The sequence below is a fragment of the Allochromatium humboldtianum genome, assembly GCF_013385175.1.
Classification (GTDB): domain Bacteria; phylum Pseudomonadota; class Gammaproteobacteria; order Chromatiales; family Chromatiaceae; genus Thermochromatium; species Thermochromatium humboldtianum.
In genome coordinates, this window is record NZ_JABZEO010000002.1 from 292,735 (window position 1) to 311,536 (window position 18,802).

Annotated in this window: 14 protein-coding genes; 7 read left to right on the top strand and 7 right to left on the bottom strand. The window is 62.4% G+C overall.

The window, feature by feature from the left end; all coding sequences use genetic code 11:
• The first annotated feature begins 3 nt into the window (after window positions 1–3).
• Together dnaJ and HW932_RS03905 are read left to right on the top strand one after the other, a co-directional pair.
• Window positions 4–1,161, top strand: a complete 1,158-nt coding sequence (dnaJ, locus tag HW932_RS03900; RefSeq protein ID WP_176975177.1) for a molecular chaperone DnaJ — start codon at window positions 4–6, stop codon at window positions 1,159–1,161.
• Window positions 1,162–1,190: 29 nt separating this feature from the next.
• Window positions 1,191–2,150, top strand: a complete 960-nt coding sequence (locus tag HW932_RS03905; RefSeq protein ID WP_176975178.1) for a PDC sensor domain-containing protein — start codon at window positions 1,191–1,193, stop codon at window positions 2,148–2,150.
• Window positions 2,151–2,207: 57 nt separating this feature from the next.
• Here HW932_RS03905 and HW932_RS21985 read toward each other — a convergent pair whose 3' ends face one another.
• Entirely contained in the window at window positions 2,208–4,850 is a 2,643-nt protein-coding gene (locus HW932_RS21985; RefSeq protein WP_176975179.1) for a Cache 3/Cache 2 fusion domain-containing protein, read from the bottom strand.
• Between the two features lie 587 nt (window positions 4,851–5,437).
• Between HW932_RS21985 and HW932_RS03915 the strand changes: the two genes are divergently transcribed.
• Both HW932_RS03915 and HW932_RS03920 read left to right on the top strand, forming a co-directional pair.
• Entirely contained in the window at window positions 5,438–5,683 is a 246-nt protein-coding gene (locus HW932_RS03915) for a hypothetical protein (protein ID WP_176975180.1), read from the top strand.
• A 14-nt stretch (window positions 5,684–5,697) separates the two neighbouring features.
• The gene (locus HW932_RS03920; protein ID WP_176975181.1) at window positions 5,698–6,381 is read left to right on the top strand and encodes a hypothetical protein; all 684 of its coding nucleotides are present in this window, start codon (window positions 5,698–5,700) and stop codon (window positions 6,379–6,381) included.
• A gap of 360 nt (window positions 6,382–6,741) precedes the next feature.
• Here HW932_RS03920 and HW932_RS03925 read toward each other — a convergent pair whose 3' ends face one another.
• On the bottom strand, window positions 6,742–8,394 hold the full coding sequence (locus tag HW932_RS03925; RefSeq protein ID WP_176975182.1) for a hypothetical protein: 1,653 nt from the start codon (window positions 8,392–8,394) through the stop codon (window positions 6,742–6,744).
• A 764-nt stretch (window positions 8,395–9,158) separates the two neighbouring features.
• Between HW932_RS03925 and HW932_RS03930 the strand changes: the two genes are divergently transcribed.
• Window positions 9,159–12,014: a DNA methyltransferase gene (locus tag HW932_RS03930; protein ID WP_176975183.1), complete on the top strand. Its 2,856-nt coding sequence runs from the start codon at window positions 9,159–9,161 to the stop codon at window positions 12,012–12,014.
• Window positions 12,015–12,076: 62 nt separating this feature from the next.
• Entirely contained in the window at window positions 12,077–12,385 is a 309-nt protein-coding gene (locus tag HW932_RS03935) for a DUF1640 domain-containing protein (protein WP_176975184.1), read from the top strand.
• 4 nt (window positions 12,386–12,389) lie between these two features.
• Here the strand turns inward: HW932_RS03935 and HW932_RS03940 are convergent, their stop codons facing one another.
• From HW932_RS03940 to clpS, 3 genes are read right to left on the bottom strand one after another with little or no spacing between them, the layout of a single operon-like run.
• Window positions 12,390–12,740 (bottom strand): nucleotidyltransferase family protein, encoded by a 351-nt coding sequence (locus tag HW932_RS03940; protein WP_176975185.1) that lies wholly within the window; start codon window positions 12,738–12,740, stop codon window positions 12,390–12,392.
• Between the two features lie 13 nt (window positions 12,741–12,753).
• The gene (clpA, locus tag HW932_RS03945) at window positions 12,754–15,021 is read right to left on the bottom strand and encodes an ATP-dependent Clp protease ATP-binding subunit ClpA (protein ID WP_176975186.1); all 2,268 of its coding nucleotides are present in this window, start codon (window positions 15,019–15,021) and stop codon (window positions 12,754–12,756) included.
• Between the two features lie 58 nt (window positions 15,022–15,079).
• The gene (clpS, locus tag HW932_RS03950; protein WP_176975187.1) at window positions 15,080–15,403 is read right to left on the bottom strand and encodes an ATP-dependent Clp protease adapter ClpS; all 324 of its coding nucleotides are present in this window, start codon (window positions 15,401–15,403) and stop codon (window positions 15,080–15,082) included.
• 254 nt (window positions 15,404–15,657) lie between these two features.
• Between clpS and HW932_RS03955 the strand changes: the two genes are divergently transcribed.
• Window positions 15,658–15,864, top strand: a complete 207-nt coding sequence (locus HW932_RS03955) for a cold-shock protein (protein WP_176975188.1) — start codon at window positions 15,658–15,660, stop codon at window positions 15,862–15,864.
• A gap of 55 nt (window positions 15,865–15,919) precedes the next feature.
• Here the strand turns inward: HW932_RS03955 and icd are convergent, their stop codons facing one another.
• Both icd and HW932_RS03965 read right to left on the bottom strand, forming a co-directional pair.
• A complete protein-coding gene (gene icd / locus HW932_RS03960) occupies window positions 15,920–17,176 on the bottom strand; it encodes an NADP-dependent isocitrate dehydrogenase (RefSeq protein WP_176975189.1) in 1,257 nt (418 codons plus the stop codon).
• Window positions 17,177–17,218: 42 nt separating this feature from the next.
• Complete coding sequence (locus HW932_RS03965; protein WP_176975190.1) at window positions 17,219–18,802, bottom strand: AmpG family muropeptide MFS transporter; 1,584 nt, start codon at window positions 18,800–18,802, stop codon at window positions 17,219–17,221.

Sequence of the window (18,802 nt, forward strand, 5' to 3'; positions counted from 1 at the left end):
TACATGGCAAAACGCGACTATTACGAAGTGCTGGGGGTTCAGCGCAACGCCAGTGAGGCCGACATCAAGAAGGCCTTCCGGCGGCTGGCGATGAAATATCACCCCGACCGCAATCCGGGCGACAGCGAGGCTGAGGCCAAGTTCAAAGAGGCCAAGCTGGCCTATGACGTGCTGACCGATCCCAAGAAGCGTTCGGCCTACGATCAGTTCGGCCATGCCGGCGTCGATGGCGCCGGCCCCGGCTTCGGCGGTTTCGGCGGCGGCGGTCCGGGCGACTTCGCCGGCGCCGGTTCCTTCTCGGATATCTTCGGCGACGTCTTCGGCGACATCTTCGGCGGCGGCGGACGCACGGGCGGCCGGCGCTCACAGCGCGGGGTCGATCTGCGCTATGACCTGTCGCTGACGCTGGAAGAGGCGGTCGCCGGCAAAGAGGTCAAGATCCGGCTCCCGACCTGGGTCGACTGCCAGTTCTGCAACGGCAGCGGCGCCAAGCCCGGCACCAAGCCCAAGACCTGTCCGACCTGTGGCGGACATGGTCAGGTACGGATGCAGCAGGGTTTCTTCTCGATCCAGCAGACCTGTCCCGAGTGTCGGGGCACGGGTGCGGTGATCGAGGAGGCTTGTACGCACTGTCACGGACGCGGGCGGATTCAGGAAGAAAAGACACTCGCGGTCAAGGTGCCGGCGGGTGTCGACACCGGCGACCGCATCCGGCTGGCAGGCGAGGGCGAGCGTGGGGAGCAGGGCGGGCCTCCGGGCGATCTCTATGTCCAGATCCAGGTCATGGAGCATCCGATCTTCACCCGTGAGGACGCCAATCTCTACTGTCAGGTGCCGATCAGTTTCGTCACAGCGGCGCTCGGCGGCGAGCTGGAAGTGCCGACGCTCGACGGCAAGGTGATGCTTAAGATCCCGCCCGGCACCCAGACCGGCAAGATGTTCCGGGTGCGCAACAAGGGTGTCAAACCCGTGCGCGGCGGTGTGGTCGGGGATCTCATCTGCCGGGTGCTGATCGAAACGCCCGTGGATCTCACCGAGCGCCAGAAGGAGCTGCTGCGCGAGTTCGAGGCCAGCGTTCAGGAAGGCGGATCGCGGCACAATCCGCAATCGCACTCCTGGCTCGACGGGGTCAAGAGCTTCTTCGAGAAGATGGGACTCTAGGAGCGTTCCAGGATCAAGCGGGTGACGTCATGAGTGAAGCACTGCAAACGGCCGTCGCCCGTCAACGTCTGCTGTTGCGCGGACGGCTGGCCGGTCTGCTCGAACGGCTGGCGCTCCAGGCCCGTGACGACTGGCCCGAACGCGCGTCCCTGGAGCGGCTCCTGGCCGAGGCGTTGCCGAACCTGCCGTCCTGCAAGTATCTCTATGTGCTCGACCGGAGCGCACACCAGATCACGGCCAATGCCTCGCCCCAGGGGCTGTTGCCCGAGCATCTGGGGCGCGACCGAAGCGACCGTCCCTATCTGGCCGAGGCGCTGGCCGGCGAGCGCTTCTCGCTCTCACCGGTCTACATCAGCCGCAACGCGCGCCGCCCCTCGCTGACCGCGATCCAGCGTATCGAGGACGAGTCGGGCAATTGGCTCGGCTTCCTCGGCGCCGACTTCGACCTGCGCGAGCTGCCGCTGACGCGCGAACTCTATCAGCCCTCCGGCGACTGGGTGCAGCTCAAGGGCGATCCGGCCATCCGGGGCGGGCTCTTCAGCCAGCAGCGCGTCGAGAGCCTGATGGACGCACGCATCGACGCGGTGCTGGCGCTCCTGGTCGAGCTGATGACCGCGCACGGCGTCTTTCACGGCAAGCTGCATTTCTCCAGCTCGCGCGCCACGCTCTGGACGCTCGACGATCCCTATCGCTACCGGCTGCTCGATTACGAGGATCTGGCCGATCCGGGCATCTGTCTGGCCTATCCCCGGCGCGACTACCCGAGCGAAGCGTCGATCCCCGAGTCGCGGGTCGCCGATGTCTTCCACACCTTCCGCGAGCTGCGTTTCATGGACGAGACCATCTATCTGCGCTCCGGATCGCTCAACATCTTCAATGGCATGGTCGGGCTGAACTTCTCCTGCGACGGCTCGCACTACATGCCCTGGCACGAATTCCTGCGCAAGAGTCTGGGCTTCTGGCTCGGTACGGGTGAGGCTTGCGCCTGACGACGACCATCTACAATCTCCGGGGACTTGCCGCCCGTCTCGGCCTTCGGACTTGCTTCAACCTGCCTCGAATCGGAACAGGGCCACGGCCCTGGCCAGTGACCGCGCCTGATCCTCCAGGCTCTCGGCCGCCGCCGCCGCTTGCTCGACCAGGGCCGCATTCTGCTGCGTGACCTCGTCCATCTGGATCACGGCGCGCGAGATCTGTTCGATGCCGCTGCTCTGCTCGCGGCTGGCCACGGCGATGTCGGTCAGCAGGGTCGTCACCTGCCGGAAGGAGTCGACGATCTCGGTCATGGTCTGACCGGCCTGTTCGACCAGCTTCACCCCGTCGTCGACCTGCTCGACCGAGCCGACGATCAGTGTCTTGATCTCCTTGGCGGCATTGGCCGAACGCTGGGCCAGATTGCGCACCTCGGCGGCGACCACGGCGAAACCCTTGCCCTGTTCGCCGGCGCGCGCGGCCTCGACAGCCGCATTGAGCGCCAGGATGTTGGTCTGGAAGGCGATCGAGTCGATCACGCCGATGATGTCGGCGATCTGGCGGCTCGAATCCTGGATACGGCCCATGTTGTCGACCACATGCCGGACGAGCTCGCCGCCGCGCGCCGCGACCTTGTTGGAGTCCTGGGCGAGCTGATTGGCCTCCTGAGCATTGTGGGCGTTCTGCTTGACCGTGGCGCTCAGCTCTTCCATGGCGCTGGCGGTCTCCTCCAGGGTGCCGGCCTGGGTCTCGGTGCGGGCCGAGAGATCACTGTTGCCGGAGGCGATCTCGGCGGCGGCCGTGTTGATGGTCTCGGTCGATTCTTTGATGTCGGTGACGACCTCGCGCAGACGCTCGACCGTCAGGTTGGTGTCGTCCTTGAGTTGGCCGAAGGTGCCGGCATAGTCCGATTCGATGCGCCGGCTGAGATCGCCCTGGGCGATGGCCGCGAGCACCTGGGCCACATCGGCGAGTCCGGCCGAGAGGATGTCGATCAGTCGGTTGAGTCCGTCGGAGAGCTCGTGGAAGAACCCGGTCTTGCCGTCCAGCGTCAAGCGGCGCGAGAAGTCGCCCTGGACGGCGGCTTCGAGCAAGGACGCCAGTTCGGCTTCGGTCTCGACCTCGGTGGTGCGGTCGGTCCACTCGACCACGGTGCCCAGCCGCTCGCCCTGAGCGTCGATGACCGGATTGAGGATCAGCCGGAAGGTGCGTCCGCCGATACGGATCTGGGCGAGGTGATTGTTCTGGAGGGTCGCCAGCATCGATTGCTGGCGCTCCGGATGGCGATGGAAGACGTTCAGATGGCTGCCGAGCAGGCTGTCCACCCGGAACTCGGGCAGGTCGCGGCGCAGGTCGGATTCGGCCAGGCGCAGCATCCCGAGCAGGGCTTCGTTGGCGTAGATGATGATCCCGTTCGGGTCGGAGACCATCATGTTGGTCGAGGACTTGTCGAGCGCGCTCTTGATGCGCAGGGCCTCGGCGGCGATCCGGGCATCGGCGCGGGTGCGCTCGTCGAGGTTTGCCTGCATCCGCGCCAGGGCGCTGAACAGGGCGCCGATCTCGTCGCGTCTCGTGGTGTCGATCCGGCTGTCGTAATGACCGGCGCCGATGCGCTCGAAGATCCGTGTGGCTTCGCCGAGCGGCCGGCCGACCAGACGGCGCATGAGCCAGAAGAGGATGAGCGCCAGCGTCAGCACCACGACCACAGCGGCGCCGAGCGTCAGGTTGCGCAGCAGGACGCTGTCGCGGCTCAGCTCGTCGTCGTAGGAACCGCCGCCGATCACCCAATCCCAGGCCGGGAAGTGGGTGTAGGCCACCACCTTCATGCGCGGCGCGGTCTCGCCCGTCTCGCGGTTGATCCAGGGGTAATGGATCACGCCCTCCCGGTTCTCCAGGATCTCGCGGATGAAGGTCCGGCCGTCGGCATCCCTGGCGTCGAGGATGTTGGCGCCTTCCTGAGCCGGGTGGATGACCAGCCGCCCGAGATCTGCGCCTGGCCGGGCATCCAGCGCATAGAAGTAGCCGGTCTCGCCGATCTTGATCGACAGGATCTCGCGCTTGAGATGGTCCAGACCCTCGGTCATGTCGAGCCCGATGAAGAGCGCACCGATGACTTCGCGGCGCGCGTTCAGCATGGGCCGGTAGACGGTCATGTGATCGTGCCCGAAGAGGGTGGCGCGGCCGATGAATTCCTCGTCGGCGAGCAATGCCGGGAGCGCGGGGTGGCCGTCGGCGAGCAGGGTGCCGAGCGCCCGCTCGCCCTGTTCGTTCTTGAGCGTGGTGGCGACGCGCACGAAGCCGTCGCCCGTCCGCACGAAGAGCGTGGCCACGGCGCTCGTGGTGTTGGTGAAGCGGTCGAGATCGCTGTTGTCGAGCGTGAGTCGACGCTCGCCGTCGTAGAGCGCCGGGGTGATCCGGCCGCCGACCCGCACCGGCTCCTCGGGGTTCAGCGTGAAGGCCGAACCGAAGCGCGCGGCCAGTTGCTCCATCAGCCGATGGGCCTCTTCGCGTAGCGCCGTATCATGGTTGGCGAGCATGGAGCGCACCAGCCGGCTCTGCTGTTCGAGCTGGGCGATGACTTTGCGCTCCATGAGCGAGTGATTGAACTGGGCCACGCCGATGGCGAAGGCGCCCATCAGCACCGCGATCACCCCGACGGCGGCCAGCGTCAGGGCCATGGCCACGGAGCGGCCGCCAACGAATCTCTGTCCGATCATTCCGAGTTTCTCTATCCGAACCGAAGTGTTTGAGTCTCGACACAACCTTGGCTTGCCAAGGAACACTACACCTCAGGCCAGACGAGACGATGCACGCTGTCGCACAGGAAAGGAGGATGCCGCCAAGCGGTCGATTCGATCGCGCGCTTGGGCATCACCTGAAGACGAGCCGGGGTATTTTGGCAGGATTTCGTGGTGTCGGGCCACAATTATCATTGCAATAACCCAAAGTCGATCGAGTCTTCGGAGGCGACGCAGCACCAGCTCTGCGTCGGGCGCTATACTGCGACGGCGGCCGGGGTCGCTCCCGAATCGCCACGCCTCGCAGACCGTGGCTTGCCGCGCCCAGTTCGAGTCTGCGGTGACGGCGGAGACGACTTTTGACACTTGATGTGTTCATAGTTAAATGGAGGGGCAACCCCCCGATCCTGAGACGAACCGAGGGTCTCTTCGACAAGCGCAGCTTTTTTTGGGTGGAAATCCTTGACGCTGGGTGGTTTTCGGGCCTATCTTGCGTCGTTTGCCCTGAAACAGCGCACCAAAACGCGCCGACAGGTACAAATCATTGCTTTGACAGGATGCCTCCCATGCCGATCACCCTTGCCCCCAAAACGCGCGAGACGCTTTGCAAGGAGCTGGGCGTTTCCAATCTTCCGGATCTGATGGACCGTGATTTCCAGGACATTTCACCAGACACCGATGTCGATCGCGCCAAGGTTGCCTTATATGCGGACAGAAACCGTGGATCCGTGCGCCTGAACTCGGGCCGGTTCTATACGGCGAAAGAGTTTGCCGACCGCGTGCGTAAAATAAAGTCGCTTGTCTTGCCTTGACCTGGAGTGTGCACATGGATGGTTTGAACGCCGAACCGTCTTCTCTCGATCAGGATCGTGAAGGGCTAAAAAATCTCGCCGAACTCTACGCCGAAGCCAAGGCGTTGATTCTGTATTCCGAGCAGATCGATCCGGACTCACGGTCAAACCTGCAAGTCATCAAGGAGCTTCGTGACGCCTTCGATCACCTGATGCGCGTCATCGCGACACGCACGACGGATCGCACGCTGTCTGACGCGGATGATCCGGACTATTGCCGCAAACACATTCAGAAATCTGTCGGGCATGTCTATCGCGCCGCCTTTGATGCTCTCGACGGAACGGTGCTGTCGCTGATCACCAAGATCACTGAGGTGGTCGATCATTATCCACCCGAAGTGCTCAATCAGGTCATCCCGAACTATTGGGAGATGAAATCCGAACTCTATAAGCTCTCCGGCAAGATCGCCGATCATCGCGCCAGAAAGGACGTTGGTGCGCAAATCGGCTTGACGCTCGACCGCTATGTGCAGGACATTGAGGTTGTCAAAGGGTTCTACCAGACGGTTCTCGACTGTGGGCCGTCTCTTGAAGAATGCGCAGCTCAGTACAAAAAACACAACACCAAGGCCAAGCGAAAGGATCTCTTCGAGAAGATCCTTCTGGTCATCTTATCCGTTGTGCTGACGCTGATCGCGCGGCACTTTATTCCGTTGTAGTCGCTCCCCTGGCGGATAACGCCGAAGCCCCGGCAACAGCGATTGGCTGTGCGATCCCCTATACCTTGATCGACCCGAGCGTCAGGTTGGAGTAAGAGCGGTTCGTATTGCCGAGGACGATGTAGCCTTGGCCGTGCTAGACTGGATGTGAACCCCGTATACGGAAGGGTAGGTGTCGATTCCGGCAACGCGCCGGATTCAGTCACTCCCTGTTAGCCCTGCGGGGTTCGTTTGTGTTGGTGCTGACGTGGGTAGTCCGGGAGTCGAACCCGGCCCTCCTGACCCAAAGCCAGGCGCATCGTGCTCCATCCCACGCCAGCGGGAGCAGTGTACTCCGTTTGGCCCTTGTATTTCCGCTTGTTACTCGCGATTTCCGCCGATCACCTGCCAATCCTGGTTCTGGTAGAACCGGATGCGCGTTCGTGATCCAAGCGCTTCATGGAGTGCTTGGGCGATCTCAGCCGCTTCCTGTTCGTGGCGATCCCACCAGTCATCATCGGCGGTGGCGGGCGGGAAGTTATTATCCTCGAAATCATCCTGCCAAGCGGCGATCCGGCGCACCAGCGGAAAAGGGATCGCCAGATCATCGTAGCCGAGCATCCTGCCCTCATTATCCCACAGTCCGCTACTGCCGTATTCGTCCTCCAGACGAATTTCAGGGAGTTCGCGGGTGAAGGCTTCGCGCCGCCGCGCGTGCTCGGCGACACGCTCTGGAACATTGCCGGTTTTGAGGCTGTCTTCCGGCTTCCAAAGCCCAGTTCCGTTCGAGTAAAGAAGCTGTGTCGGCACATTGAAGAGATGGGCATACCACAGCAGCTCATCGATGGACGGTGAGATGCTCAGGTTCGGTCCCGAGCTCGGACGTGAGTCGTTGCTGATGACATAGAGTTCGTCGAGACAGGCCAGCAGGGTGATGGGTTTCGCTATCAGGTCATCGCGCAGATACTGATGAACCCAATCGGGACAATGGCGTGTGGCCTTCTTGATCCAGTCATCCGGTGCCAACTCCTTGGGAGCGATGATCCAGACTTTGGCTCCGATCAACCCCGACAACCGGATTTCAGCGATGGCCCGCGCGGCGAGCGACGAAAACACAACGCCCACCGTCCGGGTCAAATCCGGCGGCTGATAGCGAAAGCGGCAACTGCGCGTCTCGTAATCATCGCACGACGTGTAATTCATCTCGAACGGATGACGATAGTTCGCCGGATCGATCAGTGCTGCCTTGAGCGCTTCGATATCCTCGGTCCCGCAGGCTTCCATCAGGAATTTCACATAGTTCGATTCCGGCTGATAGAGGCAACAATAGTAGAGCACCAGGAAGCGATGGCCGTAGTCGTCGCCGTATTCATCATCCAAATCACGAAAATGATACATTTTTCGAGAAAGAGCAGATTCCAGTTGCTCTGTAATGGGCCGAAGTTTCGTATGCCACTCAGCAACGGCCGCTAACTCTTCCTCTTCATCCAGATCACACTCGTTACACGGCACGCCTGGAATGAACTCAATCATTGCCTTGGCGGGTGGTCGGTCAGGTAGGGTTGCCAGCGACCAGGGGCAGTCGCGCTGATCGGGGTTACTGAAGATGGCGGCCGATGACACCGCGTCCAGCACTCTCGTCAGGAAGTCAGCAAGACGATCTGCGATCAAGTGTCTGCCTTGCAGATGGTCCAGCAATCGCGGCAAAGGGATGCATTCAGGTGTATTGGGATCGCAGCTATCGAAACATCTCACGCGCTCAACTAGGCGTAGACCCGGCCTGAGTGCGGCATACTCGGCTATGGCCCGTTGTTTCGCGATTTCATAAGTCTCCCCCTGGTGCTGAAACAGTATGGTCAGCATCTCGATCGGATCGACAAAGGGGACACGTTGAGTAGCGGGCGGCTCCACGAGCCGAATGGCCCGAAGCGCTTTGCCGGAGACCGGATCGGTCAGTCCCTCAATGAAAGCAACTTGCTCGGGTTCGAGATGCGAGATCGGCAGCACAGCGAACAGGTTGGACAGATCAAGCATACGATTCTCCATAACGTCATGGGGTCGCTCAGTCCGTGTTGGGGCGGATTGACGAACCCGGCGCGGCTGTGGCTGAATGCGGGTGTGCGCTCCCGAGTATAAACGGGTGTTAGGCTGGACTCGACGCCAGTCGGCGCACCGGATGTCACCGCATAACAGGCGGCTTCGATGCAGGTTCCGTGCGATCCGGGACACTTGCTCCGGTGGCATCTGCCAGACTGTGGCCCGAGATATAGCGCTAGGGGACTTCGGTTGATTGGTCTGCGCCCTTTCCCACAGCCTGGACCCCGCTCTGCGGCTCCCATCGTGCCCTGTATACCGGAGGGGTGCGATGCGTAGGCCGCGTTGGCGTTAACCGCCTCGCGGCCATCCGCGCCTGCCGAATAAATCTTCCGATCATCTACAGAGATCTACGCCGACCCTGCTCGCATAGCGCAATCCGCCTGCTTGAATCGGGTGCCGCCACAGCCTGCATCCTGTTCGATGGTGTTGGCGATCTGGTCGATGTTCATGACGCTCGCTGCTCCAGCTCTGCGTCGGGCGCTATACTGCGACGGCGGCCGGGTCGCTCCCGAATCGCCACGCCTCGCAGACCGTGGCTTGCCGCGCCTAGTCTGAGTCTGCGGTGATTACTTCTACTTTGTCAGATTTCAGACCAACTCATTGATTTAAAAGGAAATGACGACCTAGCCTGTGGGTAACTAAAGTCATTAGATTCAATGAGTTACGGTAAATGTGACAAAGTAGAATTACGGAGACGATTTGTGACACCGGATACGTTCATTGCGCTGTGGAAAGGCAAGCCACTGACCGAGCGCCAGGGCGCACAGCAGTATTTCAATGATCTGTGCGATCTGCTGGGGGTCGACAAGCCGCGCGATCCCGATAACTACTGCTTCGAGCGCGGGGCGAAGAAGGCCGCCGGCGGTCAGGGCTGGGCGGATGTCTGGAAGCGCGGATACTTCGGCTGGGAAAACAAGAAGCCAGGGCTGGACCTGGACAAAGCCTACAAGCAGTTGACCGACTATGCCGGTCATCTCGACAACCCGCCGCTGCTGGTGGTGTGCGACCGCGAGCGGATCATCATTCATACCGCCTTCACCGGCTATCCGGACGAGCCGCGCGAGATTCGTCTCGATGACCTGCACGATCAGGATCAGCGTCAGATTCTGCGCTGGGTCTTCACCGATCCGGAGAAACTGCGTCCCGAGAAGTCCAGCGCGGCGATCACGGAAGAGGCGGCGCGCGAGTTCTCGGCGATTGCCGAACGGATGCGCGCACGCGGGATCGAGCATCAGCGGGTGGCGCATTTCCTGGTGCAATGTCTGTTTGCGATGTTTGCCGAAGACGAGACGCTGCTGCCGGGCAAGGTGTTCACGTCACTGCTGGATCATTGGCGCGCGGCTCCGGAGAAGGCGGCCAAATCGATCGCTGAGTTGTTCCGGTCGATGCAGAAGCGCGGCGGCGGCGCCTATGGTCATTACGACATCGCTTGGTTCAATGGCGGGTTGTTCAAGGTCATCGATGTCCCGGAGCTGACCGGCGAGGACATTGCGGATCTGCACGCGGCGGCTTTGCGCGACTGGCGCGCGATCGATCCGACGATCTTCGGGACGTTGTTCGAGCGGGGTCTGGACAAGGAGCAGCGCGTGCCGATCGGTGCGCACTACACGGACACGGCGACGATTCGGAAATTGATCGATCCGCTGATTACGGAGCCGTTGAGCGCGGAATGGGCGGAGGTCAAGGCCAGGATCGCCAAGAATCCCACCGGGCGGGCGGCCAAGACGCACTACAACCGATTCATGCTGCGTCTGGCGGAGTTTCGCATCCTCGATCCGGCCTGTGGGTCGGGGAATTTTCTGTATCTGAGTCTGGCGGCCTTGCGTGACATCGAGAAGCGCGCGCATGTCGAATCGGTGGAATTGGGCTTTCCCGAGCAGATGGACTTGGCGACGGGCACGCAGAATGTGCTGGGGCTGGAGATCAATGGCTTTGCCGCTGAGCTGGCGCGCGTCACGGTCTGGATCGGGGATATTCAATGGTGTCGGCGCAATGGTTATCGGCATGCCACGAATCCGATCCTGCGTCCGCTCACGGGCATCGTGCATCAGGATGCCTTGCTGACGGCGGATGGGGCTGAAGTCGAGTGGCCCAAGGCCGATGTCATCGTCGGCAATCCGCCGTTTCTGGGTGGCAGCAAGAAGCGTGGTGCGCTGGGTGACGACACGTTCGAGGCGCTTGAGCGCCGGTACAAAGGTCGGGTGCCGGCCGGCGCGGATCTGGTGTGCTATTGGTTCGAGAAGGCGCGGGCGCAGATCGAGGCGGGTCAGCTTCAAGCGGCGGGGCTGGTGGCGACCAACTCGATTCGCGGCGGGGCGAACCGTAAGGTTCTGGAGCGGATCTGCGACAGTGGCGCGATCTTCGAGGCGTGGAGCGATGAGCCTTGGGTCAACGAGGGCGCGGCGGTGCGGGTGTCACTGGTGGCTTTTGGACACGCCGGGGATCGGACGGGGGCCAAGCTGGATGGTCAGCCGGTGGCGGCGATCCATGCCGATTTGACAGGTCAGGTGGCCGACACCGCGATGGTGAATCTGACGCAAGCCCAGCCGCTTTCGGAAAATGTTGGCGTGAGTTTCCAAGGGTCTCAGAAGATCGGTGCCTTCGACATTCCCGGAGAGTTGGCGAGGCGGTGGCTACCCCTACCCAACCCGCATGAACAACCCAACAGTCAGGTTTTGAAGCCAAGCTGGAACGGCCTGGACGTGACGCGCCGTCCGCGTGATGGCTGGATCATCGACTTCGGAACACGGATGTCGGAAGACGACGCCGCGCTCTATGAGGCCCCTTTCGGCTATGTCGTGGAGCATGTCAAACCAGAGCGGAGCCGGAATCCGCGTGAAGCCTACAGACGATATTGGTGGCGACACGGAGAGCCAAGGATTGCAATGCGAGCGGCTTTGGAAGGGTTGCCACGTTATCTGGTCACTTCGGAAGTGGCCAAGCACCGTACCTTTGTTTGGTTGAAGTCTGCAATTCTGCCGGACAAGCGACTCATCGTCATAGCCCGTGCCGACGACACGACTTTCGGTATCTTGCACTCGCGCTTTCATGAACTTTGGTCGCTGCGGCTTGGCGCAACGCTCGAAGACCGCCCTTGCTACAGACCAAGCACCTGCTTCGAGACCTTCCCATTCCCCGATGGTCTGACGCCCGCCGACACCAAGCACGGCACCGAAACCCTCGACAGCGGCCCCATCGTTCCGGTTGTCGCGCCCGAGGTCGCCGACCACGCCCGCGCCATCGCCGAGGCCGCGCACCGGCTCAACACCCTGCGCGAAAACTGGCTCAACCCGCCGGAGTGGATCGAGCGCATCCCCGAAGTCGTCCCGGGTTATCCCGATCGGATCATCGCCAAGCCTGGACACGAGGGCGACCTGAAGAAACGCACCCTCACCAACCTCTACAACCATCCTCCCGCCTGGCTCACCAACGCCCACCGCGCCCTCGATGCCGCCGTCGCCCGCGCCTACGGCTGGGAGGACTACACGCCCGACCTTCCCGACGACGCGATCTTGCAGCGCCTGCTGGCGCTCAACCTGCAACGCGCGTCCTCATAGTCCATCACCGAACGCCTGAGCGCACCGACCGCACGGACGCGGCCCCGATCCCGAGACCGACCATGAGCACCATCACCTTCGACACACTGAAGTTCGTCCGCACCCTCAAAGACTCCGGAATCCCTGAATCACAGGCCGAGGCCATCACCGAGGCCGTGCGCGCGGCTCAGCAAGACATAGAGCCGGTCATCCGCCCCGATCTACGCGAACTGGAACTGCGGCTGGACGCGCGCATCCGCGAAACGGAATTACGGCTGGAGGCCAAACTTGCCGAGGCCAAGGCCGACCTGACTCGCTGGGTCATCGGGGCCGGACTGTTGCAGACCACCGTGATCGTCGGCGTCTTGCTGAAGATCGCCAAGCTGATCTAGGCCGTCACCGCTGCTTGCTCTCACAAACTCCGGCCTTCAGGCCGGGGTAGTTGACATAGCCGCACTCGATCTCGCGGTGGAAGGACTCGGGAATCCGCGCCCAATCCACCACATCGACACGAATCGGCAAGTTACTTTCAACGAACGCCTCGCGCAGATCGAACAGCCTTTCACAGACCTGATGCGGATCGATGGGATGACGGACCACGAGATCAAGGTCACTCGCCTCGAACGCACCGCCCGTAACACGGCTCCCATAGGCCCAAACCTCATATTCCGGAACATACCGGCACAGGATCTCACGCACCATCTCCAGATAACGATCAGGCAGATCGAGTCCGGCGCCGGTACTCATGATGCAAGGCCGCTCACAGCTCGCGCACCTCGCCATTGATCTCGAAGGCGACCGCACCATCCCGGATGAAGACCCGCACCGACCCGCCGCCCACCAGATCGCCGAACAAGAGTTCATTGGCCAGCGGTTTCTTGATGTGCTGCTGGATGACCCGCGCCATGGGCCGCGCACCCATCTTGGGGTCATAGCCGGTGTCGGCCAGCCAGCGGCGCGCATCCTGATCGATGGTCAACGCGACCTTCTTCTCTTCGAGCTGCTGCTCCAGCTCGAAGATGAACTTGTCGACCACGTTGAGGATGGTCTCCTCGTTCAGGGGGCCGAACTGGACGATGGTATCGAGCCGGTTGCGGAACTCGGGCGTGAAGTAGCGCTTGAGCGCCTCCATGCCGTCGGTCGCATGATCCTGCTCGGTGAAGCCGATCGAACGGCGTGAAGTCTCCTCCGCGCCCGCATTGGTGGTCATCACCAGCACCACGTTGCGGAAATCGGCCTTGCGTCCGTTGTTGTCGGTCAGGGCGCCGTGGTCCATCACCTGCAACAGCAGGTTGAAGACATCCGGATGTGCCTTCTCGATCTCGTCGAGCAGGAGCACTGCATGCGGATGCTTGTTGATCTGCTCGGTCAGCAGCCCGCCCTGATCGAAGCCGACATAGCCGGGCGGGGCGCCGATCAGCCGCGAGACGGTGTGCCGCTCCATGTACTCCGACATGTCGAAGCGCAGCAGCTCCATGCCCAGGATGCGCGCAAGCTGGCGCGTGACCTCGGTCTTGCCCACACCCGTCGGACCCGTGAACAGGAACGAACCGATCGGCTTCTCCTCATGCCCCAGCCCCGAACGGTTCATGCGAATGGCCGAGGTCAGTGCATCGATGGCCGCATCCTGGCCATAGACCACCATCTTGAGATCGCGGTCGAGATTCTTGAGCGATTCGGCGTCCGAGGCCGACACCCGCTTGGGCGGAATGCGCGCGATCTTGGCCACGATCGCCTCGACGTCGGCGACATCGATGCGCTTCTTGCGCTTGGACGGAGCCATGAGCTGCACATGGGCGCCGGCCTCGTCGATGACGTCGATCGCCTTGTCGGGCAGATGACGGTCGTTGATGTGACGTGCCGAGAGTTCGGCCGCCGCACGCAGCGCCGGCTGGGTGTAGCTGACCTGATGATGCGCCTCGAAGCGCGATTTCAGACCCTTGAGGATCTCGATGGTCTCCTCGACCGAGGGTTCCTCGACGTCGATCTTCTGGAAGCGACGCGCCAGCGCCCGATCCTTCTCGAAGATGCCGCGATATTCCTGATAGGTGGTCGAGCCGATGCAGCGCAGATCGCCCGAGGCCAGCACCGGCTTGATCAGATTGGAGGCATCCATCACCCCGCCCGAGGCCGAACCGGCGCCGATGATGGTGTGGATCTCGTCGATGAAGAGGATGGCGTGCGGCTGGCGCTTGAGCTGGGCGAGCACCGCTTTGAGCCGCTTCTCGAAGTCGCCGCGATACTTGGTTCCGGCCACCAGACCGCCGAGATCCAGCGAATAGATCACCGCATTGCTCAAGACCTCCGGCACCTCGCCGTCGACGATCTTCTTGGCCAGCCCCTCGGCGATCGCGGTCTTGCCCACGCCCGCCTCGCCGACGAACAGCGGATTGTTCTTGCGCCGCCGGCACAGGATCTGGATGGTGCGCTCGACCTCGGGCGCGCGCCCGATCAGCGGATCGATCCGGCCCTGACGCGCCAGCTCGTTGAGATTGGTGGTGAAGCTTTCGAGCGGACTGGCGCTTTCTTTCTCCTCGCCGCGCGCTTCCTCGGCCTCGCCACCGCCGTGCGCGTCCTCGTCACGATTCTCGCCCGGCACTTTGGAGATGCCGTGCGAGATGTAATTGACCACGTCGAGCCGGGTCACGTCCTGCTGATTGAGCAGATAGACGGCCTGGGAGTCCTGTTCGCTGAACAACGCCACCAGCACATTGGCGCCGGTCACTTCCTTCTTGCCCGCCGACTGGACATGGAAGACGGCGCGCTGGAGCACGCGCTGGAACCCGAGCGTCGGCTGGGTGTCGCGCTCCTCGTTGGGCGGGATCAGCGGCGTGGTCTCCTCGATGAAGGTCGCGATCTCGCGGCGCAACCGCTCGGCATCCGCGCCGCAGGCTCGCAACACCTTGGCGGCGGTCGGGTTGTCGAGCAGCGACAGCAGCATGTGCTCCACGGTCATGTATTCGTGGTGCTTGGCCCGAGCCTCCTTGAAGGCCCGGTTCAGCGTGAATTCGAGTTCTTTGCTCAGCATCGGCCTGTACCAAGGTTTGGATTCAACGATAAAGCGGTCTTTCAGTCGTGGACGCGGTTCAGGCCTCTTCCATGGTGCACATCAGCGGATGCTGATGGCCTCGCGCATAGTCGTTGACTTGCGCCACCTTGGTTTCGGCGATGTCCTTGGTGAAGACTCCGCAGACTCCGACGCCCCGTGTGTGCACATGCAACATGACTTGGGTCGCCTTTTCCCGATTCATACCAAAAAAGATCTCCAGAACCAACACCACGAACTCCATCGGGGTGTAGTCGTCATTCAAGAGCAGAACCTTATATAGGGGCGGTCGGCGCAATTTGGGACGGGCTTCCTGCACGCTCAGGCCGGATTCGCGCTCCTCGCCGGATCTAGGGTTAGTCATGGGTCTCTGGGGTGTTCGTCGAAGATGGGTCAAACAATGCACGTTTGACCATGGAAATCAAGTCACTATACTACCGAATCAGGGTGCCGTCCGTCGGATTCAAGCCCCGATGTCCGGCCAGCCCAGGGTGTGAGAGGACGCGCCCGACCGGGTGCGTCGCCAAGGCCGTGTCCCGTAACAACGAAAAAGCCGCCCCGCAGGCGGCTGCGATCCCGAAATTACCCTGAAGTGCGGAGTCTATCGAGGAGAGAGTGATGATTACCGGTGTCGTCAAATGGTTCAACAACGCGAAGGGCTATGGATTCGTGCAGCCCGAGGGGCGTGAGGAGGATGTGTTCGTCCATTTCTCGTCGATCGACATGGACGGCTACAAGACCCTGCGCGAGGGCCAGAAGGTCGAGTTCGAGCTGAGCGAGGGGCCGAAAGGACTGCATGCGGCCAATGTGCATCGCGTCATGTGAGACGTTTACCAGCCCCTCTCCGCACGCAGGAGAGGGGCTTTCCTGCGAGTCCGACTTACATCTTGCCGACGACGGCCTCGCCGAACTCCGAGCAGCTCAGCTTGGTCGCGCCATCCATCAGACGATGCAGGTCATAGGTCACGGTCTTGGCCGCGATCGCTCCTTCCACGCCCTTGATGATGAGATCCGCCGCCTCGGTCCAGCCCAGGTGGCGCAGCATCATCTCGGCCGAGAGGATCAGCGAGGCCGGGTTGACCTGATCCTTGCCGGCATACTTGGGCGCCGTGCCGTGAGTGGCCTCGAACATGGCGACCGAATCCGACAGATTCGCGCCCGGCGCCATGCCGATCCCGCCGACCTGAGCCGCCAGCGCGTCCGAGATGTAGTCGCCGTTCAGATTGAGCGTGGCGATCACGTCGTATTCCTTCGGACGCAGCAGGATCTGCTGCAGGAAGGCATCGGCGATCACATCCTTGACCACGATCTCGCGCCCGGTCTTGGGGTTCTTGAACGCACACCAGGGACCGCCGTCGATCTCCACCGCGCCGAACTCGCGCTGGGCCAGCTCATAGCCCCACTGCTTGAAGGCGCCCTCGGTGAACTTCATGATGTTGCCCTTGTGGACCAGGGTCACGGAGGCGCGATCATTGTCGATGGCGTACTGGATGGCCTTGCGCACCAGACGCTCGGTGCCCTCGCGCGAGACCGGCTTGATGCCGATGCCCGAAGTCTCCGGGAAGCGAATCTTGGTGACGCCCATCTCGTTGCGCAGGAAATCGATCACCTTGCGCGCGCCATCCGTGCCTTCCTGCCACTCGATGCCGGCGTAGATGTCTTCCGAGTTCTCGCGGAAGATCACCATGTCGGTGTGTTCGGGTTCCTTGAGCGGGCTGGGCGTGCCGCTGAAGTAACGCACCGGACGCAGGCAGACATAGAGGTCGAGTTCCTGACGCAGGGTGACGTTGAGCGAGCGGATGCCGCCGCCGACCGGCGTGGTCAACGGTCCCTTGATCGAGACCACGAACTCCTTGACGGCCTTCAAGGTCTCTTCCGGCAGCCAGACGTCCTCGCCATAGGTGCGGGTCGACTTCTCGCCGGCATAGATCTCCATCCACTGGATCTGACGCGCGCCGCCATAGGATTTGGCGACCGCCGCGTCGACCACGGCACGCATCACGGGCGTGATGTCGATGCCGATGCCATCACCCTCGATGAAGGGGATGATCGGTTTGTCCGGCACGTTCAGTGAAAAATCGGCATTGACGCTGATCTTCTCGCCGGTGGTTGGAACCTGGATCTTCTCGTAAGACATCGAGTCTTCTCTCTCTGGCCATTGAATCGGCCTATGCTATCACTACGCTTCGCTCTTGCGCATCGCCCCGGCTCGTTCCCCGGCGATGTCCAACCGCCGTCCGGCGATCCAGACCAGCACGATCACCGGCACCCCGATGAGGGTGGTGAAGACGAAGAAGCCCGGATAGCCGATGCCGTCGACGATACTGCCCGAATAGCCGCCGAGCACCTTGGGCAGCAAGGTCATCAGCGAGCTGAAGATGGCGTACTGCACGGCGGTGAAGGAGACATTGGTCAGGCTCGACAGAAAGGCGACGAAGGCCGCGCTCGCCAGCCCGGCCGCCAGATTGTCCGCACCGACGGCCACATAGAGCAGGGTCACATCGGCCCCGGCATGGGCCAGGACCACGAAGATCAGATTGGTCGCCGCCGACAGGATCGCGCCCAGCATCAAGATACGCACCACGCCATGCCGGTCGGCCATCAGCCCGCCGAGCACACCGCCCGCGATACTGACGAAGACGCCGAAGGTCTTGACCGCCGTGGCGATCTGCGGCTTGCTGAAGCCGATGTCCTGATAGACGACGTTGGAAATGACGCCGAGCACAATGTCCGAGATCCGGTACAGCCCGATGAGCGCCAGCAGCAGCAAGGCCGTCTTGAGTCCGTAGCGGGCGAAGAAGTCGAGCACCGGCTCGATCCAGACCGCGCGCGCCATGGCTCGATCGATCGCTCCCAGCCGCACCAGCGTCCAGCCGACGAGCGCCGCCACGCCCACGGCCAGTCCGAAATGCAGGGTCTCCAGCAGAAAGGCCCCGAGCGCACCGCCGCCGAGCCAGTGCTTGAGATCGCCGAACAGCGTCCCGCTCAGGAAGAATCCGCCGACGAAGGCGCCGGCCATGAGCGCGAACACCAGCACCAGACGCAGATAGTCGAGCGCCGAGTAGTGAGTGAGCGCCTTGGGCCGATAGGTCTCAGGCTCGCGGATGACGAGCGTGGTCAGCACCCCGATCAGCATCACGGCGGCCATGATCAGATAGGTCGTGCTCCAGGCGCTGTAGCTGTAACTCCCCAGCTCCGAGCCGAAGGCCGAGGCCAGGAACAGCGCGCCCGCCCCCGAGGCCACCATGGCAACGCGATAGCCCGCGATATAGGTCGAGGACATCAGCGCCTGGAGCCGGGGCGGGGCCGATTCGATGCGATAGGCGTCGATCACGATGTCCTGGGTCGCCGAGGAGAAGCCGAGCAGCACGGCCGCGAGCGCCATGTGCGTGAGACTGTCCCCGCCGCTCGCCGGATCGACCAGCGCCATGAGCACGATGGCCGTGATGATCGCCAGTTGCGAGACCAGCAGCCAGGCGCGCCGCCGACCCAGCCGGCGCGTCAGCCAGGGCAGGGGCAGGGTGTCGATCAGCGGCGCCCAGACGAACTTGAACGAATAGCCGAGCGCGGCCCAACTGAAGAAGGTGACGGCATTGCGTTCGATCCCCGCCTCACGCAGCCAGAGTGACAGCGAGGAGAAGATCAGCAGCAACGGCACCCCGGCCGAGAAGCCGAGCAGCAGCATGGCGAGCACGCGCCGGTCGAGCAGTTCGCCGAGCGTTTGGCGCCAGCCGCGCGGCGCCTCCACCGAGAGTTGATCCAT

What these genes read in the sequence shown, in the direction of transcription:
- HW932_RS03955 (WP_176975188.1), top strand. Translation starts at nt 15,658, where the DNA reads ATGATTACCGGTGTCGTCAAATGGTTCAACAACGCGAAGGGCTATGGA.
- clpS (WP_176975187.1), bottom strand. Translation starts at nt 15,403, where the DNA reads ATGACTAACCCTAGATCCGGCGAGGAGCGCGAATCCGGCCTGAGCGTG.
- icd (WP_176975189.1), bottom strand. Translation starts at nt 17,176, where the DNA reads ATGTCTTACGAGAAGATCCAGGTTCCAACCACCGGCGAGAAGATCAGC.
- dnaJ (WP_176975177.1), top strand. Translation starts at nt 4, where the DNA reads ATGGCAAAACGCGACTATTACGAAGTGCTGGGGGTTCAGCGCAACGCC.
- HW932_RS03915 (WP_176975180.1), top strand. Translation starts at nt 5,438, where the DNA reads ATGCCGATCACCCTTGCCCCCAAAACGCGCGAGACGCTTTGCAAGGAG.
- HW932_RS03920 (WP_176975181.1), top strand. Translation starts at nt 5,698, where the DNA reads ATGGATGGTTTGAACGCCGAACCGTCTTCTCTCGATCAGGATCGTGAA.
- HW932_RS03965 (WP_176975190.1), bottom strand. Translation starts at nt 18,802, where the DNA reads ATGGATCAACTCTCGGTGGAGGCGCCGCGCGGCTGGCGCCAAACGCTC.
- HW932_RS21985 (WP_176975179.1), bottom strand. Translation starts at nt 4,850, where the DNA reads ATGATCGGACAGAGATTCGTTGGCGGCCGCTCCGTGGCCATGGCCCTG.
- HW932_RS03940 (WP_176975185.1), bottom strand. Translation starts at nt 12,740, where the DNA reads ATGAGTACCGGCGCCGGACTCGATCTGCCTGATCGTTATCTGGAGATG.
- HW932_RS03925 (WP_176975182.1), bottom strand. Translation starts at nt 8,394, where the DNA reads ATGCTTGATCTGTCCAACCTGTTCGCTGTGCTGCCGATCTCGCATCTC.
- HW932_RS03935 (WP_176975184.1), top strand. Translation starts at nt 12,077, where the DNA reads ATGAGCACCATCACCTTCGACACACTGAAGTTCGTCCGCACCCTCAAA.
- HW932_RS03905 (WP_176975178.1), top strand. Translation starts at nt 1,191, where the DNA reads ATGAGTGAAGCACTGCAAACGGCCGTCGCCCGTCAACGTCTGCTGTTG.
- clpA (WP_176975186.1), bottom strand. Translation starts at nt 15,021, where the DNA reads ATGCTGAGCAAAGAACTCGAATTCACGCTGAACCGGGCCTTCAAGGAG.